The sequence below is a fragment of the Stieleria marina genome (assembly GCA_007741555.1).
GTDB lineage: Bacteria > Planctomycetota > Planctomycetia > Pirellulales > Pirellulaceae > K23-9.
The window spans coordinates 7732123-7756718 of the sequence record CP036526.1 but is presented as its reverse complement, the minus strand read 5'-3'; the positions used below and the strand labels follow the sequence as shown (position 1 = coordinate 7756718).

Annotated in this window: 16 protein-coding genes; 4 read left to right on the top strand and 12 right to left on the bottom strand. The window is 54.8% G+C overall.

Annotation, left to right across the window (positions count from 1 at the left end):
* Window positions 1–5 precede the first annotated feature (5 nt).
* From K239x_RS27465 to K239x_RS27420, 10 genes are all read right to left on the bottom strand, one after another.
* Window positions 6–3032 carry a secretin N-terminal domain-containing protein gene (locus K239x_RS27465; RefSeq protein WP_419189461.1) on the bottom strand — a complete coding sequence of 1009 codons (3027 nt, stop codon included), beginning with the start codon at window positions 3030–3032 and terminating at the stop codon, window positions 6–8.
* A gap of 192 nt (window positions 3033–3224) precedes the next feature.
* On the bottom strand, window positions 3225–4253 hold the full coding sequence (locus K239x_RS27460) for a cytochrome c family protein (protein WP_145421620.1): 1029 nt from the start codon (window positions 4251–4253) through the stop codon (window positions 3225–3227).
* A 4-nt stretch (window positions 4254–4257) separates the two neighbouring features.
* Window positions 4258–5256 carry a hypothetical protein gene (locus K239x_RS27455; RefSeq protein ID WP_145421618.1) on the bottom strand — a complete coding sequence of 333 codons (999 nt, stop codon included), beginning with the start codon at window positions 5254–5256 and terminating at the stop codon, window positions 4258–4260.
* Window positions 5257–5528: 272 nt separating this feature from the next.
* Window positions 5529–6137 (bottom strand): hypothetical protein, encoded by a 609-nt coding sequence (locus tag K239x_RS27450; RefSeq protein WP_145421616.1) that lies wholly within the window; start codon window positions 6135–6137, stop codon window positions 5529–5531.
* Window positions 6138–6324: 187 nt separating this feature from the next.
* Window positions 6325–7344: an ABC transporter ATP-binding protein gene (locus K239x_RS27445; protein ID WP_419189460.1), complete on the bottom strand. Its 1020-nt coding sequence runs from the start codon at window positions 7342–7344 to the stop codon at window positions 6325–6327.
* Complete coding sequence (locus K239x_RS27440; RefSeq protein ID WP_145421614.1) at window positions 7341–8348, bottom strand: ABC transporter ATP-binding protein; 1008 nt, start codon at window positions 8346–8348, stop codon at window positions 7341–7343. Before K239x_RS27440 ends, K239x_RS27445 begins: the two co-directional genes overlap by 4 nt.
* Before the next feature lie 146 nt (window positions 8349–8494).
* A complete protein-coding gene (locus K239x_RS27435) occupies window positions 8495–9688 on the bottom strand; it encodes an ABC transporter permease (protein WP_419190122.1) in 1194 nt (397 codons plus the stop codon).
* 41 nt (window positions 9689–9729) lie between these two features.
* Window positions 9730–10659 carry an ABC transporter permease gene (locus tag K239x_RS27430; protein ID WP_145421610.1) on the bottom strand — a complete coding sequence of 310 codons (930 nt, stop codon included), beginning with the start codon at window positions 10657–10659 and terminating at the stop codon, window positions 9730–9732.
* Between the two features lie 117 nt (window positions 10660–10776).
* Window positions 10777–12747, bottom strand: coding sequence for a peptide ABC transporter substrate-binding protein (locus tag K239x_RS27425; protein ID WP_145421609.1), 1971 nt, complete (start codon window positions 12745–12747; stop codon window positions 10777–10779).
* Between the two features lie 170 nt (window positions 12748–12917).
* On the bottom strand, window positions 12918–14132 hold the full coding sequence (locus K239x_RS27420; RefSeq protein WP_145421607.1) for an amino acid aminotransferase: 1215 nt from the start codon (window positions 14130–14132) through the stop codon (window positions 12918–12920).
* Window positions 14133–14219: 87 nt separating this feature from the next.
* Between K239x_RS27420 and K239x_RS27415 the strand changes: the two genes are divergently transcribed.
* The gene (locus K239x_RS27415) at window positions 14220–15623 is read left to right on the top strand and encodes a GMC family oxidoreductase (RefSeq protein WP_145421605.1); all 1404 of its coding nucleotides are present in this window, start codon (window positions 14220–14222) and stop codon (window positions 15621–15623) included.
* An 8-nt stretch (window positions 15624–15631) separates the two neighbouring features.
* Here the strand turns inward: K239x_RS27415 and K239x_RS27410 are convergent, their stop codons facing one another.
* Entirely contained in the window at window positions 15632–17572 is a 1941-nt protein-coding gene (locus K239x_RS27410) for an AAA domain-containing protein (protein ID WP_145421603.1), read from the bottom strand.
* A gap of 33 nt (window positions 17573–17605) precedes the next feature.
* Between K239x_RS27410 and K239x_RS27405 the strand changes: the two genes are divergently transcribed.
* The 3 genes from K239x_RS27405 to K239x_RS27395 all read left to right on the top strand — a co-directional run bounded on the left by K239x_RS27405 (window position 17606) and on the right by K239x_RS27395 (window position 20380).
* Window positions 17606–17884, top strand: a complete 279-nt coding sequence (locus tag K239x_RS27405; RefSeq protein ID WP_145421601.1) for a DUF1294 domain-containing protein — start codon at window positions 17606–17608, stop codon at window positions 17882–17884.
* Window positions 17885–17950: 66 nt separating this feature from the next.
* Entirely contained in the window at window positions 17951–18385 is a 435-nt protein-coding gene (locus K239x_RS27400; RefSeq protein ID WP_145421599.1) for a GNAT family N-acetyltransferase, read from the top strand.
* 249 nt (window positions 18386–18634) lie between these two features.
* Window positions 18635–20380: a DNA methyltransferase gene (locus K239x_RS27395; RefSeq protein WP_145421597.1), complete on the top strand. Its 1746-nt coding sequence runs from the start codon at window positions 18635–18637 to the stop codon at window positions 20378–20380.
* Between the two features lie 147 nt (window positions 20381–20527).
* On the opposite strand, the gene hrpA is transcribed toward K239x_RS27395, so the two are convergent.
* A complete protein-coding gene (hrpA, locus tag K239x_RS27390; protein ID WP_145421595.1) occupies window positions 20528–24580 on the bottom strand; it encodes an ATP-dependent RNA helicase HrpA in 4053 nt (1350 codons plus the stop codon).
* Window positions 24581–24596: the final 16 nt, after the last annotated feature.

Genomic DNA, 24596 nt, shown 5'->3' with positions numbered 1-24596 from the left:
GACTGCTAATCTTGGCTTTGTCCACCGAAAGGTCGTCGCGGGCGTGTTTCAGCAGTGGCCTTGGTGCTTGCGCCAGATCCGAATGCCTCCAGCGCCTGCTGAACACTTTGAGTACTGACATTGCCGGAGAGTTGAAAAATTTCCACCTCGCCGGCCGATCGAGCGGCCAAATCGAGTTTCTCGATCATCCCGGTGATCAATTCCAGCAGGTCTTCACCTTCCGCACTGACCAGTAGCGTGTTGCCAACTTCGTCGATGCCCATGGACAACTTGCCTTTGAAAGAAAAGTCCGCGCCACCACCTTCGTTGCCGTTCTCTCGGTCAACCAGCCCGGAGCCGTTGCCCTCGCGTTTCCGCTTGGCATCACCCTTGTCTCCCTTTTCTCCGCCACCGCCTCCACCACGTCCCCCAAAGGATTTGTCATTGCTGCTAAGCAAATCACGATAGGCTTCTTTGACGGTTTCGGCGATCGCGCCCGCCCGCCCGTATTGCAAGGAGACCAGACGCGTGAATCGCATCTTGCGTTTGTTGTTTGGTTCGTTGATGTCCCAAAGTTCAATCAATTCGGAAATCGTCCGCAGTTGGTCGCTGGTCGCGCCAGAGACCACGATGGTATTGGTGTCCGGGTCTTCTACAAATTTCAGTGGATTGCCTTTGCCCAAACCAGTCGGTCCTTCGTCTTCGTCTTCCGTATCGTCATTCCACCAACGGTAGAAACGATCGGCTTCGGAGTCCTCCTCTTCGGCGTCCTCAAAATACTCTTCCAAATTCAGTTTGACCCAAAACGAGGACGCAAACTTGATTTTGAAAACACGATACGGTCGTCGAGGTGGTTTGACCATCATCATCAAATCCTCAAGTTGATCGAGTGATTTGGTGTCGCTGGACAGTAGTAGCAGGTTGCCTTCCGAATCGACTTCAATGCGAATCGGCGATCCGGACGACTTGCTTTTCTGGACTTTCGGTTCTGGCTTGGGCCGAAACACGCTGTCGAATTCTGCTGCCGACCGAATTACTTTCCTGGCCGGCGCTGCCGCGTCGTCCTGCAAAGCACTGTCCGAGTCAGCCGCGTTGCCAGAGTCAGCAGCGTTGTTGGGGGCAGCAGTTCCCGATTCGACTTGGTCGGAAGGTGGTTGCATCGCTACCAAGTATCCTGGCTTGATCACGCTGTTGGACGCAACGGCGTCATCTTCGTCGCTGTTTTTGGGACGGGCAGCCTCCTGCTCTTCTTGCTGATCGGCATTCTCGGTCTCTGTGTCGTCCGTCTGATTGACTTCATCGATCGGATCTTTGAACAGTTCTTTATCTGGGAGCTGCAGCGGAGTCCCGGAGGTAGAGCTCCATTGTTGTTGAAGTTTCAGCAAGTACTCGTAGGTTTCTGGCGTGGCGGCCGCGTCGACCATTCGCATCGTCCGTTTGCTGCCTCCCGGAGGCGGAATCTCGCCAAGTTTGATCAGCAGTGATTCGACTTGCTCCATTTCGGATTCGCTTGCCCACAAGAGTACTTGTCGATAGCGTTCATTCGCAGCGACACGGAACTCGTCCGTCTTCTTCTTTTCTTCTTCGTTGCCGCCGTATCCGTAGAAGCCGTAGTAACGATTTCGCGATGAGCCTTCGTCCTTTTCTTCTTTTTGCCCCATCAGAAAGGAGATGGATTCGGCGACTTCGGTTGGGCTCAGCCGCCGAAGCTGAAGGACTTCAAATCGTCGGCCACTGCCGTCCAGTCGTTCGATCAAACTGGTGATGATAAATCGGTCGGGGGCGCTTCCCGATACGATCAAGGCGTTGTTTTCATTGTCGGCACGCAGTCGCGTGGACGGTTCCAGGACGTTTGTTTCCGTGATGATTTCGATTAGCTTTTCGGGATCAAGCGACGAAAGCCGAAAGACTTGCATGCGAGACTGGATGTCGGCCAGGGAAGTCATGGCGTCGCTAGGAACATCGATGCGTTTGATGAACTCTGTGGCCACGGCAACACGATCCGCTGGCGCGCGAATGATGACCGAGTTTTGGCGAATATTGGCAACAATGGAGACTTCGACCTTCTTGGCGGTCGGCACGGCCTTGCCGCCTTGGTTTCGCATCTGTTGCTGCATCATCTGCATTTGCTGTGGCGTCATGGGCGCCGACTTTTTTTCCTGGACACCCAGGAACTGCTCCAGCATTTTTTTGGCTTCTTCGGCCGGCAGATAGCGAAGTTTGAATTCGGGAGCCAAGGCTTCGCGGCTGGCACTGTCGCGTTCCTGTTCCATCACACGAGCAAGTTCTTGCAAATTGATGGCGGCATCCATGGCTTCGATGCGATTGGTCGTCGTCATGGCCGTCAATCGGCCATTCGTGCTGATCATGGCAGTCAATTCTTGCGCCATTTTTTCTGCGGAGAGCCAGCCGATGTCCAAGGATGTTCGCACGAATGCATGAGGCTCAAGGACATGTAGCTCCGCGAGCGAAACTCGCGGTACCACTGCGGGATTGATGTCTTTGGTTTGCGTAATCGTCATGCCGCCATCGAGTTCCAGGATCGTGAACCCGCGAGCAAGTAAGTGCCGGTTAAAGAGATCTTGTGTTTCGGCCACGGTGTAGCGACCGGGCGAAGCAAGGTTGACGCGGTCGCCGGGGAGTTCCAACCAGTCGAGTGGTTTGTTGGTGATGTCCGACAGCCATTGAACCAATTCGACCCAACTCTGATTGCGAAACTGGAACGCGACTTTTCCGTCCTCGCCCACGGTCGCTTTCAGTTCATCAGCGTCCGCGGTTCCGTCGACAACTTCACCACGGCGGATGATTTTTGGCTCGGGCGACTTTCCTTCTTTGTTATCGTCATCCTTCGATTTCTTGCCGCCCTTTTCGGGCGGTTTGGGTTGACCATCCTTACCGTCGCCGCCTTTGGATTCGCCCGTGCCTGGGACTTGCACGGGTTTGCCATCGGGGCCTGGGCGGAATGCCATCGGGCCGTCGCCCTGTGCCGGCGAAACGTTGAACACGAACGTCACGGCGGCGATGACGAAAACTAGATTTTTGATGAGATGCATCCACTTGAGCCGCAAAACTGGATCGAAAGAAGGAACGACCCGTCAGTATGGATGCTCTGTGGTCCGCTTACAAACCGATTTGCCGAATCGCAAATCACGCGGCGAAAATGGCTGATTCGGTGTGAAATGCAAAAAAAATAACCCTGCGATTTGCAGGGCTAAGTGAGCAGAAGCTCCTCGGATTCGTCGGATCTACTTCCAACGGTCACTCTTGGGAATGAACGCATCCAGGCTGCCCAGCGCGCTGCCGTCGTTCTCGGCCGCGAATTGAAAACCGTATTTGGCAATCAGATTGGCAGCGGCGGTTAGTTGTGCTTCGTTGTTTAGTTTCAATTTGACACTTCCGAACACCTTCACGATGGCATTCAAAACGGGAGCGTCAACCTTGGCCGCAACGCTCTTCAAACGGGCTGCGGTGCGTGCGGTGCGTTTCGCGGCGGTCACGCCGTACGTGGCTTTTTTCGTTGCCACGGCAGTGGCTCGCAAACTGGCTTCGAGTTCGGCGATCATGCCAGCGACAAACATCACACGGACTCGCTCAGGAGAACTTGCTTCGTTGGAGTTGCCGTCGGTCCGCACGAAATTGTGACGCACTTTGCCTTGGCTCCAGGCAACGAATTCAAAGTCCAGGCTTCCCGGTGTATGACCACCGATGTTGACCAATTCTTCGTCTGCAGTTGTGTGGCAACGCAAGCAACTTTGCGCTACGGCAAACACGTTGTTTGGGTTTCGCATGCCGGCCGAAACCGAGCTTGCGATGCGACTGGCGCGATGAGCGGGCGATTCGGTCAAACGAGTGATGTTCTCGGCGCCATAGTTGTGGTGGATATCCAACCAGTCTTTGGCAGCGCCGTGACACGATTCGCAGGACACGCCGGCAATCGCGTGGGCTGATCCAGCGGCGTCGGTTTGTTGTGTGTAGTGGCAATTGACGCAGCGACCATCATGCTTGATCGACGTCAGACCAAGCTTCGATGCAATTTGCTTGGCTTCGGGGCGACGGTGAAGTTCCTCGAACGTGTGGGCATGCGGCGTGGCTTCCCAAACTTTGACTTCGTTGGCGTGACATTTCACACAAGCTTGGTTGCCCAGGACCTTGCTAGGTGTCGCCGGTGCCGCCACCGCAGGCGTCGCGGAAGACGACTGCGTTGCGGTGGCAGCGAAGGCGGCAGTAGCCAGTGTGAGTCCCAGACCTGCATAGACAAAAGGTCGTGCAAACATCGATTTATTGCTCCGAAACAACGGGGGTAATTGAGATTGATTGCGTCGGGCTGAGAAAGCCGACGACTGGTGATGGTTGAGTTTTCTTGCTGGATCGCTGCGAAAGTGTTTTCGTTGGAGCGAGGTCTTTTACCGGCGAGATCGAGAAACTTGCCGGCAATTGATGAACTGGTTCAGTACGACGGTCAGTGAGCGATAGAATGCTGCCCAGTAAGTTCTTGGTCGCCGCCAAGATTCCCTTTTGGCTGTCGTGTCGCGCGATGCGGGGATATGCCTTGCTGATGAAGCAATTAGCGGACGCGATGTTTCGGTACCGAAGCGACTGCGGCGTGTTGGCTCGAGTCTGAAACCAGACGCACAGATCACCGTGGTACTGCGTGTGTCGAGGAATCAGATGCGGAATGGAAATCAGGTTGCCAGCGTCAACAAAATATGTCTGAGCGTCCTTTAAAAAATCGGCCTCAAAGTAAAGTCCGACGCCCTGCGGTGCAGTACCCTGATAGCTGGCACCGAACAGTTCGGAGCATTGACCTTCGACCGCGATGGCTTGTCGTGTCTGGGGATCGATAAAGTGATTGTCGACCGGGTACAGGCTGATGGACTGACTGCCACGCAGTTGCCAACGTATCGTTGGGCAAGGATCGCAGTTGAAGTACTGCAGAGCATTTGGAGACGCCAGAACAAGATCCCCGGCAATGTCACTTGCTCGCAGGCTGGAGTCGCACTCGTTGAGCTCGCTGTAGAGCCGACCGAGTAAGTGACGAAAATCGTTTTGGTGCTTGTCGACGTCTCGTAGAACAATGCACAGTCGTCCGCGGCGAACTGCTTCTAAGATTTGGTCGCTGCGGCAGTCACCCAGTTCGCCGACGCGAAGTTCATTGGGATGAGACAATTCACTGCCCGTCGAGTAAACCTGTGTCAGATCGCGTGGGTGCTCGCTGAGCAAGTCGCAAAGCCGCTGGTCATGTGCCAGTGGCAATTCGCCAAGACGATGGGATGCCACCACAGTGTCCTGGCTGAGATCCTTAGCGCAGGCATGATCCCAGCGCAATAAGTATCTTGGCCGATTCAACGAGTGGGTCATGGTGATCTGTCTGAGTTGCAAAATCGTTGCAATCGGAACTCCAGACTCGGTACACCCGAGACATGCGGTTCCTTATTGAACGCTAGGTCACAAAACAGATAGATCGAACAAAGCAGAACGCTTTTTGCGATGATTTCGCAAAGAAGAAACGGCGTTGGCGGAGGGGACAGCCGGCAGCGACTGGAATGGCGCTACTGAATCGACTGTGCGATCAACGCTTTGACGTGGCTCATTACATCCAAAACATCAACGCTGTCACCAGAATAGGCACGCGTCCAGACAACTTGACTGTCGCTGGCCATCACGATGGTCACGTCACTGGATTGATTCAGTTTGTAGTTGGGAGGGCCGGTCGCGTTGTCTTTTGCGACGACAATGGGGACCAGTTTGACACCCGTTTTGTCAGCAAGCTTATTCGCGTTGTCTTTGGCCTTCGCCAAATCGTCATTGAGCAACGTGACTAGGCCTCGGAGCTGAGACTCCTTGCTACTTTGGACGGCTTTGTCCAACTGAACCATCAAGTCCGATAGCTTGTCATCGGCCCTGCGTGCAAACACCATCACGATTGGTCGAGACCCATACCGGCATCGGTAACAGAGTTCTTGCCCCACATCCACGCCATCGTCTTTGGCGCCTGCGATCTTGGTGACATAAAATGCACCGGCGGCATCACCTTTGATCAGCGGCGTCGGTTTGGCCGGAGTGCTTTTGGCGACCGGGATGTCCGCCGAAACGATGGACATCATCGAAAGAAACGCCAAGGCGAATGGCACGACTCCGCAGCGAAAGACGCGTTCCATCTTGTAAGTTCTCCGGCAAACTTGATTCCGAGAAGATTGATTAGCGCGGTGACCTCAAAGAAAAGACAATTTCGATCACCGACAACATTATGACAATAACGCATTGGCCGAATAGTCCGCCAAGAGCTCCTTTTCAGCAAAGGTTTTCATTGCGGACAAAGAGAGCGGCAAAAGCAAAGTGTTGCAATCAATCGGTCGCTCGGACCCAGCAAGCTCCTGCATGATCTTTTGTTGCCAGAGATGGCTGTTCAGTTCGACAGCGATCTTCGGCAAGCCAGCAGCGATCCGCAAACGCGCAGCCCACATATTGCTTGTCGGGAGAGGGAACTTCACCGCTTAAAACGATGCGTTCTCGCGCTGCCGCTGCGTTTGGATCAGGAACCGGCACCGCGGAAAGCAGTGCTTCGGTATACGGGTGTACCGGTGCTCTGTAGAGGTCAGCAGCAGCACCCAGTTCGACTAGTCGACCTAGGTACATCACTCCAACGCGGGTCGCGATGTGCCTGACGACACTCAAGTCGTGGGCGATAAACAAATAGGACAATCCAAGTCGCTGTTGCAAATCCATTAGCAGATTAATGATCTGCGCTTGAATGGAAACGTCCAACGCGGAAACGGGTTCGTCGCAGAGGATCAGTTTTGGTTGCACCGCGAGCGCTCTGGCGATGCCGATTCGTTGGCGCTGTCCGCCACTAAATTCGTGTGGATAGCGATTCAGAAATCGCGGGTTCAACCCCACCAGTTCCATCAACCGGATAACTTCCAGTTTGCGATCTTTGCCCTTGGCCAATCCGTGTACTGCAATCGGTTCGCCGATGATGCTGCCCACGGTCATGCGAGGGTTCAGCGAAGCAAAAGGGTCTTGAAAAACCATTTGTACTTCGCGCCGATACGGCAGCATCGACCTGTCGTTGAGCCCGGTGATATCGGTGCCTTCCAAAATCACTTGGCCGGACGTGGGTTTGACTAAGTTGATGATCGCTCGAGCCGTCGTCGACTTTCCGCATCCTGATTCGCCAACTAAACCAAGCGTCTCACCTTCGCGAATGTCGAACGTCAAACCATCAACCGCACGAATGAAACCGTGTTCGGGTCGAAACAATGAACCGCGACTAAACGGAAAATAAACGCGCAGGTCATTGACTTGCAGCAGCGGAGGATCAGACGTTCGATTTGCTGATGCGTCGCTTTGGATTTGTGTGCTCACGATTCCACCTCCACCGCTTTTCGTTCGGCAGTTTCGACATCCACCAAACACGCTGCCAAGCGATCCGGTCCGACTTCGGTAAGCAGCGGATCTTGCTGAACGCACTTGTCGATCGAAAACGGACAACGCGGTCGAAACGAACAGCCGTCGGGGATGTGTGCCAGATCGGGCGGTTGGCCTGGGATTGCTTGTAGTTCGCCACCTTTGCTTTGATCGATTCGCGGCAAGGACTCCAGCAATCCGATTGTGTATGGATGCTGGGGAGATTCAAACAACGGATGCACATCAGATTTTTCGACGACTCGTCCGGCGTACATCACCATCACGCGGTGGCATACACCGGCGACGACTCCCAGGTCGTGGGTGATCAAGATGATGCTGGTACCACGACGTTTCTGTAGATCCGCCAACAGATCCAATATCTGAGCTTGGATCGTTACGTCCAGAGCTGTGGTGGGTTCATCGGCGATCAAAATGTCAGGTTCACACGACAGCGCCATGGCGATCATGACACGTTGCCGCATCCCGCCACTGAACTGGTGCGGGTAGTCTCGCAAGCGTTTGGCGGGCGAGCTGATGCCGACCATTTCCAACATCTCCGCAGCACGCAGTCGAGCTTCCTTCTTGTTCAGACCCATGTGCATGCGAGTGACTTCGGTCATCTGCTGTTCGACAGTCATCAGCGGATTGAGCGCTGTCATTGGATCTTGAAAGATCATGGCGATCTTTTTGCCGCGAACCGACTGCAATTCGCGGTCGCCCATCGATAACAGATCGCGCCCGTCGTACATTGCGGATCCTCCGTCGATCGTGCCGGGCGGTTTTGGGATCAGGCCCATGACAGCCAAATTCGTGACACTTTTGCCACTACCGCTTTCGCCAACCAGACCGATGGTTTCTCCGCGGCGAACATCGAACGATACGCCACGCACGGCACGTACGATTCCATCGTCAGTTTTGAAACTGACACGCAGGTCATCGACACTGAGAATTGAGTCAGACATTTGCGCATCTCCGTAAGCCTGCCACGATGCTGGCAGCGTGTTGCCGATCTGTCGTCAAAACTGCCAACGCGGCAATGCGACGGACGTCACTTTGGATCCGCCAGCGGCGACGCGGGACGACTAGGTTGGCGAAATGGATAGGCAGACTAATCACGGTTCTTCATTCTTGGATCCAATGCGTCACGTAGTCCGTCGCCCAAGAAGTTCAATGCGAACAGCGTGGCGGCCAGGGCGGCGCCTGGGAAAACGACGACCCACCAAAACAGCTTGACGCTGGAGAGGGCATCGACACCGTCTTTGAGTAGTAAGCCCCACGAAACATCTGGCGGTGAAACACCCATGCCCAAGAACGACAAGAACGCCTCGAACAACATGACCGATGGAATCGTCAGAGTTAAGTAAACGATCACGATGCCCAACACATTGGGCACCAGATGCCGAAAGATAATTCGCGACGAAGATGCGCCCACTGTGCGTGCTGATTCGACGAACTGTTCTTCTTTGAGCGAGAGGACCTGTCCCCGCACGACTCGAGACATGGTCAACCAATAGATCGCGCCAATCACGACGTAGAACACCATGATCTGGTCGATGCCGATTTCGTTCATGCGTTTCTTGATAGCGTCGTCGCCTAAAAACGTCATGATCAAGATCACCACAAAGAAAAACGGAATCGAATAGAGTACATCGACGATCCGCATCATAATCGTGTCGACGATCCCACCGAAGTAACCCGCCGTCGCTCCGTAACTGACACCAATGATCAAGCTGACCAGCGTCGCAACAATCCCAACGATTAGCGATACACGGGCGCCCCAGAAGACGCGTGCCAGCAAGTCTCGGCCCAGTTGGTCCGTGCCGAAGATGCTGGGGATCGCGTAGTCGCCAAAGATTGATACTCGCAGTTCGCACAGACCCCACGAAACGGAATCTAGTTCGTTCCAAAGTTGGTTGAAAGGATGCTCGACTTCGATGCGATTTTCGATTTGTTCATCGATCGCATCGCGTTTGTCAGGATCCGATTCACTTCTCTGCTTCGTTCTTAGTTCGCCAATCTCGTCCTCGAACTTTGCCAGCTGCGCCGTCAGCCGGCCGTCTTTGAATTTCAATCCGTCACGCTGCCCCATGACAACTGTTTCCAGGCTGGGTGGCAAGAACCGTCGGTTGTTCAAGTCCTTGTCGATGGGGCTTTGCAGAGGCAATAGCGGTGTCAAAAAGGCTAGGATGCCCAAAATGCACAACGTCGCCATCGATGCCATCGCAGCCTTGTTGCGGCGCAATCGTTTCCAGGCATCTTGCCAAAGCGAAACGCCTTGCACCTGCTTCGATTCGTCGAGAATTTGCTCGAGAAGTTTGACGTCGCGATCATCTTTTCCTGTGTTCACTGTAGCTTCACCCTTGGATCGATGATCGAGTACGAGATATCGACGAGGGTGTTCATGACAAACAAGATCACTGTGTAAGTCAGAACCATTCCTGTGGCCAGCGTGTAGTCGCGCTGCAGGGCAGCATGAATAAAGTGACTGCCAAGTCCGGGCAAGGCAAAAATTTGCTCAAGCACTAGCGATCCCGTCAGCACGCGTGCGGTGGCTGGTCCCAAGTACGAAACGACTGGCAACATGGCTCCGGGAAGAACGTGTTTCATGATGACGGTTCGCTTGGGAAGCCCTTTTGCAAACGCGGTGCGAACATGATCTTTTGTCAGGACTTCTAGCATGCCCGTTCGTGTCAATCGAGCAATGTAGGCAGCGATTGGTGCGCCCAGGCAAAGTGCAGGCAATGCGACTTGCCGCAAAGTTCCCCAGCCGCCGGCAGGAAAAATTTTGATCCCAAACACAAACAACAAAATGGCCAGCCCTGCCAATACAAAATTTGGAATCGCGATTCCCAGTACGGCCGCGGTCCGCATCCCGATATCGGCGTAGGTGCCTCGGTAGACGGCAGAGACAACACCTGTCGAAACACCCAGGATGATCGCAAACACCATCGCGAAAATCGCAAGTGAGGCCGATACGGGGAGTCCCTCGGCCAAGACTTGGTTGACGCTGTAGTCTTCCAGGCGAATGCACCAGCCGAGGTCAAACCGTGTGACGATGCCGACTAAGTAGTCGATGTACTGCGTCAGCGGCGGTGCGTCCAGGTTGTAACGGGCTTCCAGCTGTCGTTCGATCGCCGGCGGTACATTGCGTTCGCTGCTAAAGGGATTGCCCGGCACGCTGCGCATCAAGATGAATGAGAACGTGTAGACCACCCAAAGAGTCAGCAGCATCCAAAAGAACCGCTGCGTCAGATAGCTCAAGAGATCACGCATGGAAAACCTCCTGTCGAATTTCCGGGGCAGTCGATGGCGCTAGCCATGGGCCTGGATCCGACCTCAGAGGTTCGTAGCGGCCGATGACGATTGCCAACGGCGGATTGAGAGATCGAATCACTTCACGCCCTCCTTGGGTTGCAACAACTGAATCGGATGCAAATCCTGGGCAGTTGGAAAGAAACCTTCTACGTCGTTCTTGATCATGTTCAAGGACGTGTAGAAGTAGATCGGGATCACTGGCATCTCATCAATGAAAATCTGCTCGGCTGCCTGAAGCATCTTCATTCGTTTTGCTGGATCGCCTTCGGATCCCGCGTCTTGCAGCAAGCGATCAAATTCTTGGTTGCTCCAGTTTGTGTCATTCTGGGGACCATCGGTGATCCACATGTCCAAGAAAGTGTTTGGATCGGGATAATCCGCGATCCAACCTGCACGAGCGATTTCGTAATCTTTCTGTTTGCGTTTGTCCAAGTAGCTGCCCCATTCCATGTTTTGCAACTCAATTTTGACATTTAGATTGTTTTGCAATTGCTGCTGAATGACTTCGGCGATCGCGCGGTGGGTTTCCGTTGTGTTGTACAGCAACGTGATTTTTGGAATCCCACGGCCACCAGGAAAACCGGCTTCGACTAGCAATTTTTGGGCCGCTTCTACATCAAAGATCGGGCCTTTGGCACTTTCGTATCCAGCGATCCCTGGCGGCACCAATGTGAACGCGGGAAGCTGGCCAGTCTTCATGACTTGTTCGACGATCTGTTTTCGATCAATCGCCATCGCGATCGCGCGGCGGACGCGAACATCATCCAGTGGCTCGCGCTGGATGTTGATTTGGTAGTAGTAGATTGACAACTGCGGAGCACTGACAAAATCGTCGCGTTTGATCAATTCGCCCAACAGTGCCGCGGGCGGATCGGTCACCCAAGAGATCTGATCGGTTTCGTACATGTTGATTGCAGTGTTCTGGCCTTCCATGGACAAGAAGTCGATCGTGTCGTAACCCTTTTCGTTGACGCCAAAGTAGTCTTCGTTTTTTAGCAGTCGCAGGCGATCACGCAGGCGTCGTTCTTGCAGTTTGTACGGCCCGTTGGTGACGATGTTTTCGGCTTTGGTCCAAAGTGGCGATCCGTGCTCTTCGACGCAGTTTTTGTTGACCGGGAACGTTGGGTAGTAGGCGACCAGATTGGGGAAATATGGAATCGCATCTTTCAAGTGAACCACAAACGTTTTGTAGTCGGGAGTTTCCAGTCCGCCTAGTTTTCCAAATGCGATCATCACTGCATGACAGCGTTGGGTGTCAGTCTTTTTGGCGGCTGATTCTAGATTCGCGACAAACGTTTGCGATTTTGTTTGGCCGTCCCAGTCGATGGATCCATCTGCGTTTTCTGCTGCGACATCGATGTGATAGACCCAGGTTTCTTGCCAGTCGGCTTCGGCATTCTTGATCTGTTTGTCGGACGCATCGTCGGAAAGGGGCGGTTTGTCCGGCTTCTCAATTTCGCGAAGAATTCCGTAACGCATCGTTCCGCGCGGAAAATTTTGCAGGCTGGCTTTGTCGTCCGTGTCGTCTGGGCGATCCCACAATTCGACTTCGACTTTGTCACCTACTTTGACGGTGCTTTCGGAATATTCTTTGGCAAACGGTACGCCGTGCAACTGAAACGTGTATTCACAGGCAGTGCCGGGGTGCAGCATTCGTTGCCAGCTCCAAGCAAAATCGTGACTGGTCACGGGGGAGCCGTCGGTCCAGAAGATGTCATCGCGAAGATGAAACGTGTACGTTCTACCGCTGTCGGAAACGTCGTACGATTTGGCCATCGCTGGTTGGGCGGTCATCGGCTGCAGCCCGCTTTCGGGGTCCGGTTCGCCCTCGGGAAGCATCTGCAACAGGCCGTTGAACATCGCGAAAATCAAACGGCTTTCGATGTTTCCCGTCGCTCGGTGGGGGTCCAGAGTTTTGGGATCCGTGCCGCTTTGCAAACTGAAGTCTGCTGGCGGCAACGTTTCAAAAAATGATGCCCAAGCCACGGCAATGACCACCATGACAGCGGCGACGATCAGAAAGGCACGACGTACTTGCGGGGGCACGCGAAGGTTCCTCAAGAGATGCAATTGCTCGGTGAGTCGGAATTGTAACCGGGAACCGCAATTCAGTGCGATGGCGGTTCAATCCCGTCGTTGCAAAGCTTCGCGGCGGAATGCTACGTCCCCCCGTCCTCATTGCCGGGCAGAGTGCCAGATCGTGGTCGCGGCAACGTCTAGGACTCCATCACGCTCGCAACCGCTTCGCATAGCTGCGACATTTTGCTCTCGCTCATGCCGGCCACGTTGATACGGCCGCTGCCGACGATGTAGATGCTGTGCTTGTTCTTCAGTTCGTCAACTTGCATGGGGGTCAGGCCGCTAAACGAAAACATGCCGTTTTGTGATCGCAGGAATTCAAAGTCATGCCCGGCACCGGTCGATTTCATCGTGTCGATAAAATCGCCACGCAGACGTGTGATCCGTTCTCGCATCTCAGTCAATTCTTCGGTCCACATCGCCGTCAATCCTGCGTCATCCAGCACTGTCGCGACGATCGCACCGCCATGTCGTGGCGGGTTGCTGTAGTTAGTGCGAACAATCCGTTTCAGTTGGCTCAGCGAAGCTTTGCACGCGTCGGCGTCGCTGGCAACCAACGAGACGGCTCCGACGCGTTCGCTGTACAGTCCAAAGTTTTTTGAAAACGAACTGCACACAATCGCTTCATCGACGGCATCCAGTACCGTTCGCAGTCCGACGGCGTCTTCGGCAATGCCCGCACCGAAACCTTGATACGCAAAATCCAGTAGTGGGATCAATGATTTTTCGGCGACCACCTTGGCGATTTCCTTCCACTGTGCGGCGGTCGGGTCGATGCCGGTTGGGTTGTGGCAGCAACCATGCAGTAGCACGGCATCACCTACCCGCGTTTTGTTTTTTAGATCGTCCAACATCGCATCGATGTCCAGGGACTTTCGGTCCGCACCCAAGTAGCTGTACGGTTGAGCTTCCAAGTGCGCGGCTGCAAAAATGTTGCCGTGGTTGGCCCAAGTCGGAGTGGGGATCCAAATGCGAATCGGCGTCAACTGAGTGACCAAGAAATCTGCCGCCACGCGAAGCGCTCCGGTTCCACCTGGAGTCTGAATCACAGCGATTCGATCGTGCTCGATGGTTTCGTCAAACACCAGATTGCGCACGTGGTTGCGGTAGTCCGTGTACCCATCGATCGGCAAGTAGCCTTTCGTTTTTTCTTCTTCGATCAATTTTGTTTCGGCTGCTTTGACACATTTCAACACCGGTGTCTGTCCCGAAGCGTCCTTGTACACGCCGACGCTCAAGTTCATCTTGTCGGGGTTGGAATCCGCCAAGAAGGCTTCCGTCAAACCCAAAATAGCATCGGGTGGCGCGACGGACAGAGTCGAAAAACGGTGGCTGGTCGTTGACGCGGTCATGACAATCGAAAGGTAAGGGTGTCGAAACAGATGCCAAAATCCTAATCAACAAACTCGAAATCGACTATCGGCAGTTTTTCTGTTTTCATGCCTAACCCTGACATCATCATCGTGGGCGCTGGTTCGGCCGGTTGCCTGTTGGCAAATTGCTTGGCAAGTGACGGCGATCAACAAATCCTGGTCATCGAGCCGGAGTCTGATTTGGCCCCCCAAATCGATCGAGTTCGGCCGTCCCGATGGTTGAATCTGATCGGTAGTCGTGAAGATTGGGATCTGGCGACCGATCCAATCGATACTTTGGCGGGGCGATCGCTCGGCTGGCCTCGAGGGCGGGGGCCCGGTGGCAGCGGCCGCATCAACGCGATGATCTGGTTCCCGCCGACCGACAGTGACTTTGAAAACATCGCCGAATCGATTGGGGTGCAGTCCTCGGATGCACGCGACGCTTTTGATGAATTGGAATCAATCGTTCAGCCTGAACGGGCAAAGTGGCAAAGTAACGCTGCGCGGCAGTTTCAACTGGCAGCGAAAAACTATGGTGATCCGGACAGCTACCGGCGTGCTAACCGGCGCGGCCGACGTTGGACTCCTGCAGAATTGCTGAAGCACGGCAGCATTGAAGTCGTTCGTGCAACCGTTGACCGAGTTCTGTTCCAAGGTGATCGCGCGGCGGGGGTTCGCACCGCCGATGGCGAAGAGTTGCGTGCCGCCAAACAAGTCTTTCTTTGTGCGGGCGCCATCGCGACGCCAATGATTCTGATGCGAAGCGGTATTGGGCCGCGAGAGGTTTTGTGCGATTGCAAAATTGATTTGCGACATGATGATCCAGCGGTTGGCGCTAACCTACAGGATCATTTGATCATGCCGGTGATCTTTGGCGTGAATCCAGAGCATGCTTTCCCGTTCACGTTCAGCGACGAAGAAGACCAATTGTGGACAAAGGATGGCGACGGACCGATCGTGTCCAACATTGCCGAAGCAGGCGGCTTGTTCGACGACGGGCACATTCAAATTCACGTTACTCCGACTCACTATTTGCTGTACCCCAATCCCAAGGCACCGCCCGCGCTGACGATCGGTGTGAACGTGACCCAGCCCCAATCGCGTGGACAGCTGACGATCACGTCCGCTGATCCGCATGCGCCGCCCAGCATTCATCCAAACTACTTGGATCATCCACACGATTTGGAAAAGACAATCGACGGCGTCCGACTGGCTCGGCAGATCGCATCGAGTGATCACTACGGCAATCTGATCACCGGTGAAATACTGCCGGGTACGAAGCGACAGAGCGACGAAGCAATTGCCAAATCAGTGCAGCGATTTTCTCAGACGCTGTATCATCCGATGGGAACCGCAGCGGGGATCAAAACGGGAGCCGACAATCTGCACGTCGTCGATGCATCCGCCTTGCAGCGAATCACGATGGGCAATCCGAATGCTGCCGTGATGACGCTGGCCAAATTAGTGGGGGCTGGCAGAGCAACTTGATCGCGGAACTAGACATCGCCGAATTCCCAAACGGTGTGGTAGGCGTTCTGCGTTTCGAAGTACTCCAGCAGATCACCGTAGAACTCATTGGTGGCTAACGTCGCACTGTCGCCGACGACGATAAGTTTGCGTTTGGCCCGCGTGAGAGCCACATTGGTGCGCCGCGTATCGGACAAGAAACCGATTTCGCCGCGATCATTGCTGCGAACCATCGTGATCAGAATGACTTCCTTTTCGCGGCCCTGAAAACCATCTACCGTCCCGATTTCCAAATCTGTTGCGTCCAGTCGCCCGCGTAGCAAACGAACTTGCGCAGCGTAGGGGGCGATGACTGCGATTTGATCTTCCGTGACCCCAGCGTCGATCAGTTCACGCACCAATCGCACAATGACGTTGGCTTCCTTGGGGTTCATCTTGCTTTCACCATCGGGTTCAAGCTGTTCTTCAAACTCCGCACCGGCCGTATCGATGAACTCGATCGGATCGGTCGTTAGCGGCAGTTCTTGAACATTTGGTAGATCACACAATCGATGCGATTTCACCGAGGCATCGGCCACCAACGTGCTTTCGTAAAACGTATCAGACGAAAAATTCATAATCGCCTCGTGCATTCGGTACTGCACCGTCAATCGTCGAAACACCTCCTCGCCTTCGCGCAACACCAAACGTTGCATCAACGACTGACGCATGCCGCAATTCGCCGCTTCATCGCTCAACACGGTTGGCGGCAATTGGCAATGGTCGCCGGCCAACACCAAGCGGTCCGCTCGCAAGATCGCTTGCCACACGCTTGGTTCGGTGCACTGACAGGCTTCATCAATGACGACCAAATCAAATGTGCGGTCGCCTAACAAGTCGTCGTCGATCGTGGTTGTTGTACAGATCACATCGGCCCGATCCAGCACGCTATTGATGATGCTGCGTTCGAGCGAACGGATTTGCCCGCGCAGCTGACCGGCTTCGGCATGGATGGCTCGCTTTTGCTGCCGCCAGTCACTGCCGCGAAGTGTCTTCGAAGCGGTTCGCATCAGTTCTTCGACGTCGCGCCGCATTTCACGAATGATGTTCGACGAGGGGTCGTTATCGACCAGTTCGTCGAGCGTGTGACCGCGCAGCGATTCAAAGACGCGGGCCGGATGCCCGACTCGCACGGTGCGCGGCATGATGCCGATCAGTCGTTCTAGCAAATTGTCGACGGCAGTATTGCTGGGGGCGCAAGCAAGGACGCGGTCGCCGCGCTGCACGGCCTGGTAGATGACTTCCGCCAACGTGGTCGTTTTGCCGGTACCGGGAGGCCCGTGCAGGATCGCGACGTCGTAGGCAGAAAGTGCGAATCGAACGGCTTCTTGCTGCGGTGGGTTCAGTGAAGTCAGCAGTTCGACGTTCTTGGGTTCGCCGTAGCGAAGCGGTCGTTTGCCCAGCAGCATGTCACGCAACCTGCCCGTCCGGCTGGCAGCAGTCCTTGCCCGCGCCATCGCACTCAGCTGACGACGTCGGGTTGTTTCATCGGGCGATAGATCTAAGCGGAACCAGCGTGATTCTGGCCAGCGGTCGGTAGCGACTTGGATTGAATCGTACTTGCGGCGGCTGACCACGCCGGGGATGCCTTCGTCGGAGGGATCGTCGTCATCGCTGAGCACAACGGGCGAGCCGACTTTCAGACGGTTCATCGGCAATTTTTGATCGCCCGGTTTGGTCAAGTCAATCAGAAATCGCCCCGCCAAACCGGTCTTATGATCGGCCATCTGCAGTCGTACAATTGTCTCGCCTGTCTTTTCGACGTGGGTCTGATTGCGAATCTGGCGACGACGTGCCAATCGAGCTCTTTCGGCTTCGCTCTCCAAGTCCAACCAACGTTCCAGAACGTCAAAATAATCGTCGGCGGTGCGGAGGTCATCAAGCTTGGTAAGCTGGCCGCCGAAAGAATTGGAATGTTTGGAACGAGCCATAAAACTTGCAAGAAGCGGAATCGAGAATCCCCCATGTTAGCGAAATTTGTGGTTTGGACACTGGTAGCGAGTTTGGTGACTGCGTGCTTGTTCATTTGGGACAAACGAGCAGCGAGAAATAGCGCTCGCCGCGTCAGCGAAAGTACGCTGTTGCTTTGGTCGTTGGTCGGCGGTTGGCCGGGCGGACTGATTGCAGGCAGGATGGTTCGGCACAAAACTCAAAAGGTCAGCTTCCGAATTCCGTTTGTTCTGGCCGCCATCACTCATGTCGTCGCAATCGTCGCCGCAGGTATCTGGTATTTCAGCCAGTAAACAAATGGCCGGCGTTTCGCCACTAACACTACCCACGCGGATCGCTGCGTCGTACAAAGGCACCTTATGCAATTCATCGAAATGACATGGCGATCAAAATACTACAACGCGGAAATTCAACTTCGCGACGAACTATTGCGTCGGCCGCTTGGACTGACTTTTACCGCGCCGCAGTTGGCCGCCGAATCAGAGGAATTGCGTTGGGGGGTGATCGACAAGGAGGAGTTGATCGCAGTGGTGTTGGGCAAGCCGATTTCGCAAACTGCGATCAAGCTGCGGCAAATGGCCGTCGCAGCTGAACATCAACGTCGCGGCGTTGGGCGGTTCTTGCTTGAAAATGTCGAACGGGACTTGGTCGGAAAAGGGTTTCAGAGAATCGAGCTCAACGCCCGGGATGTGGCCCAAGGATTCTACGATTCGCTCGGCTACGTCACCGAAGGCGAACGGTTCGTCGAAGTCGGAATTCCCCATTTCCGGATGGTGAAAAGTTTGCGGGGTTAGAAACACGTTGCTCGGGTGAGTTGCTCAGGCCCGCTCTGTTCAGAACCGCTATTCACTTCTCCGGCTTTTCCGGTCTCCAGGAAATCGCGTTTCAGACTGACAAACCGTGCTCAGTCCGTGTTTTGTGGACATTGACGATTTGAAGCGGAAATAACCAATCAGTTAACAAACCGCACCAGTGGACTTTCCACCAACTGACGACGTAAAACATGGGCTTACCCCCATGCCGAACTCGTTGCTGAAGCCACCATGTCCAAGAAACTGAATTCACTCGTTGGCAAAATTCACCAGGGCGATTGCATCGACGGCATGAAGTCCGTGCCCAGCGAATCGGTGCAACTCGTGTTTGCTGATCCGCCGTTTAATATCGGGTACGACTACGACGAATACGATGACCGACTGGATGCTGAAAAGTACGTTGAATGGTCGCGTGATTGGATGACGGAGGTTCATCGGATGCTCAGTCCCACCGGTACGTTTTGGCTAGCGATCGGCGATGAGTATGCGGCCGAGCTGAAAATAGAAGCACAGAAGATTGGTTTTCACACTCGCAACTGGGTCGTGTGGTACTACACCTTTGGAGTGAACTGTAAGAACAAGTTTACGCGTTCTCACGCACACTTGTTTTACTTTGTAAAAGACAACGACAACTTCACGTTTAATCGAGACGCGATCGCGGTGCCTTCGGCGCGACAGCTTGTCTACGGCGATAAACGTGCGAACCCGAAAGGACGACTGCCCGACGATACGTGGATCTTGCGCCCGCAAGATTGCGTGGATGGGTTCACTGCCGACGAAGACCTCTGGTACTTCCCCCGCGTCGCAGGCACTTTCAAAGAGCGAGCCGGTTTTCACGGTTGCCAAATGCCCGAGCAATTGATGGGCCGGATTGTTCGAGGTTGTTCGGATCCGGATGACGTGGTGGTGGATCCTTTTTCGGGAAGTTCAACGACGATTACGGTTGCGAAGAAACTCGGACGCAAATATTTTAGCTTTGAACTTTCCAAGGAGTACGCCAAGTTAGGTAGCAAACGATTGGAATCGGCTTGCGTGGGCGACCCGTTGGATGGTTCGGCAGAACCGACCGTGAGCGCTCCGTCGACAAGTGCTGGTAAGAAACTCGGTGAGAAACGACCAAGCAAGAAAAAATCGCCCGCGCCGACGAATTTGCTTTTTGATCTGGAAGAGTCGCAAGTTGAATCGCAGTCGATTGTCGAGGCATTTTCGGAGTCAAATCGCGGATTTTCGGTCGATCGACTGATTGCCGACCCGGTTCTGAACGAAGATTTTCAGTTGCAATGTGCTCGCCGCGACGTGCCCGGTACGGGGGCAGAACGAAACCGCTTTTTGTTTCGCTTACGCAAATCCGGAAAGCTGAAGCGCGCAGGCATCGAGACGTCCAAACGAACAAGCATCACTTGGGATCAGATGGAGCCGTATTTGTTTGCCTCCGAAATTGCGTGGCGGCAAATCAGCGATCTGTATGCCAACATGAGCTTGGATGAACTGCTGAGTGATCCGCGGTTGGCCGATAAGTTCGACAAATTAGCCATGGCCTATTCACCCGGATTCACTTCGCTGGACTATCGTTGGGCCGCTTTGAAATTGCGAAAAGAAGGAAGTAAGGGCAGGAGCCGTGCCCAGGCTAGTACGCCGAAACAGCTGGGAATCCGAAAATTCAAGAAAGCCGACGTGAAGCGTCTGAGCAAAATCGATTTTGCTTCTCTCGATCAAGTGCCCGCCGTTTATGCGCTTCGCGACGGAGACAATCACTACGTCTACGCGGGTGAAACCAGCGATCTAAAAAGTCGGATCGAAGCTCAGTTTTGCGAATCAACCCGCGAAGGGTGGCCGGCGTTTGGCGTCGATATCGACACTCTTGAATTGGCGATTGTGCAAGTCGGTTCGATCACCGATGCAAGGCTGGCAAGGCAAAGTCGCTTGTTGAAATGGTACAGTCCTCAGTGGAACTTTAACGAACGCTTGGCCGTTTGATTTCAGCGGTCTCCGTAGTCCTGCGACGCGGTTCGCAGGTCATGACGACTTGCAGTCGTCCGGTGCAGAGGCAAAGTGGCTGTCGCCATTTTGGCCTCGCGAACGGCGTCGCGAGACTACGAAATTGCTTTGCGAACAGATTGCGGGTTACAGCAATTTTTCGCAGCGTTTGGCGGATACTTTGATGGACGTTCCCAGTGGCTGGGCAAACAGGCTGACTCGGAGTTCTTCGACCATCCAGCGGAAGTCGCTGGCGGCTTGGGTTTTAGGGTTCTGATCTTGTTCGGGGAGCGCGACGAGCCATTGGTGATTGAGATCGGCGATCAAGCGGTTCGATTCGTCGTCACGGGCGGCGGATCCGCTGCGGAGTTTGTCCAGGCGATAAGCGATCGCTTTCATGTAACGCGGATAGTGCTTTAGCCATTGCCATGGAGTAAACGACAAAAAGTCCGTTGGCATCAGCCATTTCAATTGTGAGCGGATGTCACCAATCGCGACGCCGTGGTTGTTTTTGTTTGCCGATTCTAAGTGGCGACGTGTGTCAAAATATCCGTCGGCCAGCGTTGTCAGCCAAGTGGCGACCTCGTGAGTGGCTTTGGCGATTCGTTCGATGCGGTCTTTGCGGCGGGCTTCAAATTCGGAAGGCGTGCGAACGATCGGTTGATTTTCGACAAACGCGATTCGGGCCAGCAGATCGACGAGACTCGACTCGAAATCGCCCGCCGAGATCACGCCGGTCAGTTTGATCTTGGCCTGTTCCAATGACGGGAGATGACGGACTTGGCCGCGGAGTTCTTTGCGATCCGCGATTGCATAGAGTCGCATCAAGCCCAATCGCGTCGAAGCATCAGCAGAGAGTTGATCCGAGAAGAGCCGCGTCGAGACGGTTTCTCCCAAATCGACTAGGCCTGGGTACTGCGCGACACGTACTCCGCCCCGGTCTCGCAGAATCTCTTTGGGTAACGCGTCGATGTCAAACGTGGTCATCGAATCGCGCGACCAGGACTCGTCATCCGTATGGCCGGCTTCGTCGGCAGCAGGTCCGTCGGCGGCGCCAACTTGTTGCTGCAGTGGCGCGGCACTGCGCCCGCAAGCGATGGTTTCGCCCGAATCATCAACGACTTGAATCAGAAACTGCAGGTGGTCGTCCAGTTTTTCGGATTGAAAATCATGTTCGGTAATTGTCATGTCAGCACGGCGCGACATGGCTTGGCAAACAGCTGCCATAAAAGGCGCGGTGCCTTGCGATTCCTTCAGTTCGGCGGCGATCGACGTGGCAACGTCGGCGGCGGGGATCAAATTGCGGCGGATTCGTTTTGGCAGCGACTTGATCATCGACACCAGTTTTTTGTGAAGCAGTCCGGGCACGAGCCAGCCGAGTCGTTCGTCACTGATCTGCGACAATGCGGCCTGGTGAATTTTTAGACTGACACCATCCCGTTCCGATCCGGGCTCGAAGTGATACTCCAGGGGCAAACGCGAGCCACCAACCGATAGTTCATCGGGAAAGTCTTCCTGCGTAATCTCGTCAGCCTTTACGTCGACCAGATCGCTTGGGTTCATGTAAAGCGACGTTGCATCGTCTAGATCGGTCGGCGGTGATTGAAGCCACGCTGACACGTCGGCAGCGTTGCTAAGTTTTTTTACCCAGGTTGGTTCGTCAATCTTTTTGGCATAGCTCTCTAAGCGCCCGCGGTCGCAGATTTCTTCGGGCAGACGAGCTTGATAAAACCGCTCGATCACGTAGGAGTCGATGACCAGATCACGGCGACGGGTTTTTGCGGCCAGCGCGGCGACAAGCTCCAGCAACTGCTCGTTGTGTCGAACGAACTTGGCGCTTGTTTTCAGTAGTGACGCCACCAAACCTTGTTCGATCAGCAGGTCTCGCGAAGTGCTCGGGTCCAACGGTGGCAGCGGCACGCGGCGGCGAGCGACGATGGGCAGTCCGTAGAGCGTGACGCGTTCGTAGCAAAAAGCACCTCCCGCTTTTCCACCCCAATGCGGGTCGCTGTACGAACGTTTGAGCAAATGTGCGGCCATCTTTTCGATCCATTGCGGTTGGATGCGCGCGACGGTCCGAGCGTATTGCCGCGTGGTTTCGACCAGTTCGGCGGCGACAATCCATTTTGGCTTGGAATCAAACACGCCACTGCCGGGCCACAAATGCAGTTTCAATCCACGGGCGCCCAGGTATTCGTTTTTGTCGCCGATGGTGGCAACGTTCGACAGCAGTCCGCTCATCAAGGCTTGGTGAATCGCATCGTACTTGGCATCGTCGACCAGCTTGGTTTCGTCTTCGTTGAAATGAATCGCGCCGATTTTGCGGCGTTTTGATTTGCGGTCGCCCAACGAGGTTGCCGCGGTGTCTTTGAGCTGCCGATAAATGTCGCTCCATTCGCGCATGCGGTTGGGCGAAAGGAACTGTTTTCGCAGCATGCGTGTCAGTTTGTTGCGGCCAAATTCTTCGCGAGACTGTTCGTAGTATCGCCAGAGCCGTAACCAGGAAAGAAAGTCACTGCGTGGGTCGGCGAACTGCGAATGAGCTTCGTCGGCGGCTTGTTGTTTTTCAGGTGGACGGTCGCGTGGGTCGGGAATTTCCAACCCCGCAGCGATCGGCAAAATTTCCGGCAATACGCCGTATTCATCGGCGGCCAAGATGATTCGTCCGACGCGTGGATCGACGGGCATGTAGCCGAGTTTCCAGCCGATGTCCGTCAGTTCTCGACGGTCATCCATGGCACCGAGTTCGACCAGCGTGCTGACGCCTTCGCGGATGGATTCGGGCCGTGGTGGGTCCAGGAGTGGGAATTCTTCTAACCGACCGACTCGCAGGGTTTTGGTTTTTAGGATCACCGACGCAAGATTGGTTCGGCGAATTTCGGGGGTCGTGAAATCGTCCCGAGATTCGTAGTCGTCTTGCGAAAACAATCGCACGCAGATGCCCGGTCCGACGCGGCCGCACCGCCCTGCCCTTTGGTCCGCGCTGGCGCGGCTGACAGGTTCGATGGGAAGTCGCTGGACTTTGCTGCGAGGACTGTAGCGGCTGATCCGGGCGGTTCCCGCGTCGATGACGCAGTGGATTCCGGGGACCGTCAGCGAACTTTCGGCCACATTGGTCGCGAAAATGATCCTGCGTTTGTTGCCCGATGGCTGAAAGATCCTTTGCTGTTCTTTTTGCGGCAACCTAGCGTAGAGCGGCAGCAGATCAACGCGGCCTTCCATGCCTTGCCTGGTGAAGTGCCCGGAGACGCGGTGCGAAACAAAACGGATGTCCCGTTCGGTGGGTAAGAAAACCAACGTGTCGCCGCCGCCGGACAGCGAATCGATTCCCGCAATGACGTGACGTGACAGGTCGTACGAAGCAGTGACTTCGCCTGCGACTTCTTCCCATGGCAAGTAGCGTGTTTCGACTGGAAAACCACGGCCTTCGACATTGACGATCGGCGCCGGACCTTGCTCATCGGAAAAGTGTTCTGCAAAACGCTCGGCGTCGATGGTTGCCGACGTGATGATGATTTTCAGATCGGGGCGCTTGCCTTGCAGTTGTCGCAAGTAGCCCATCAGGAAGTCGATGTTTAGCGATCGTTCATGAGCTTCGTCGATGATGATCGCGTCGTAGGCGTCCAAAAATCGGTCGGACTGTGTTTCGGCCAACAGGATTCCGTCGGTCATCAATTTGATCAGTGTCTCGGGCGTCGTCTGGTCACCAAAACGAACTTGGTAGCCGACCAATTTTCCCAACGGGGTGTCAAGTTCTTCCGAGAGACGCTGGGCGATGCTGCGAGCGGCCAATCGCCGAGGCTGGGTGTGGCCGATCATGGCTTCGCGACCCAAGCCGGCTTCCAGACAGAATTTCGGCAGCTGGGTACTTTTGCCGCTACCGGTTTCGCCGCAGACGACGATGACTTGGCGATCGCGGATCAGCTGAACAATGTCGTCGCGGTGCGAACTGATGGGCAGTTCGTCAGGGTACTCCAACCGTGGATCGGCGCTTTTGCGTTTTTCGTGCTGAGCGATGGACTGGGCGAGTTTGGACTGGAAGTCTTTTTCGGAGAGCTTTTTCTTCAAGCGGCGCAAGCGGAACCGGTCGATCCGCAGGGCATCGTCAAGTGAAACGCTGGGCTGTTGGTCCTGGGGCGGAGTCGCTTTCGCTGTGGGGGATGTCTGCGAAAGTCGAGGGCTATTGGGTTTGAAGTTCATATTCGTAGTCCTGCGA

Excerpts from the sequence above, each read along its gene's own strand:
- K239x_RS27465 (WP_419189461.1), bottom strand. The coding sequence starts at position 3,032 with ATGCATCTCATCAAAAATCTAGTTTTCGTCATCGCCGCCGTGACGTTC.
- K239x_RS27460 (WP_145421620.1), bottom strand. The coding sequence starts at position 4,253 with ATGTTTGCACGACCTTTTGTCTATGCAGGTCTGGGACTCACACTGGCT.
- K239x_RS27450 (WP_145421616.1), bottom strand. The coding sequence starts at position 6,137 with ATGGAACGCGTCTTTCGCTGCGGAGTCGTGCCATTCGCCTTGGCGTTT.
- K239x_RS27440 (WP_145421614.1), bottom strand. The coding sequence starts at position 8,348 with ATGTCTGACTCAATTCTCAGTGTCGATGACCTGCGTGTCAGTTTCAAA.
- K239x_RS27430 (WP_145421610.1), bottom strand. The coding sequence starts at position 10,659 with ATGCGTGATCTCTTGAGCTATCTGACGCAGCGGTTCTTTTGGATGCTG.
- K239x_RS27420 (WP_145421607.1), bottom strand. The coding sequence starts at position 14,132 with ATGACCGCGTCAACGACCAGCCACCGTTTTTCGACTCTGTCCGTCGCG.
- K239x_RS27415 (WP_145421605.1), top strand. The coding sequence starts at position 14,220 with ATGCCTAACCCTGACATCATCATCGTGGGCGCTGGTTCGGCCGGTTGC.
- K239x_RS27410 (WP_145421603.1), bottom strand. The coding sequence starts at position 17,572 with ATGGCTCGTTCCAAACATTCCAATTCTTTCGGCGGCCAGCTTACCAAG.
- K239x_RS27405 (WP_145421601.1), top strand. The coding sequence starts at position 17,606 with ATGTTAGCGAAATTTGTGGTTTGGACACTGGTAGCGAGTTTGGTGACT.
- K239x_RS27400 (WP_145421599.1), top strand. The coding sequence starts at position 17,951 with ATGCAATTCATCGAAATGACATGGCGATCAAAATACTACAACGCGGAA.
- K239x_RS27395 (WP_145421597.1), top strand. The coding sequence starts at position 18,635 with ATGTCCAAGAAACTGAATTCACTCGTTGGCAAAATTCACCAGGGCGAT.
- hrpA (WP_145421595.1), bottom strand. The coding sequence starts at position 24,580 with ATGAACTTCAAACCCAATAGCCCTCGACTTTCGCAGACATCCCCCACA.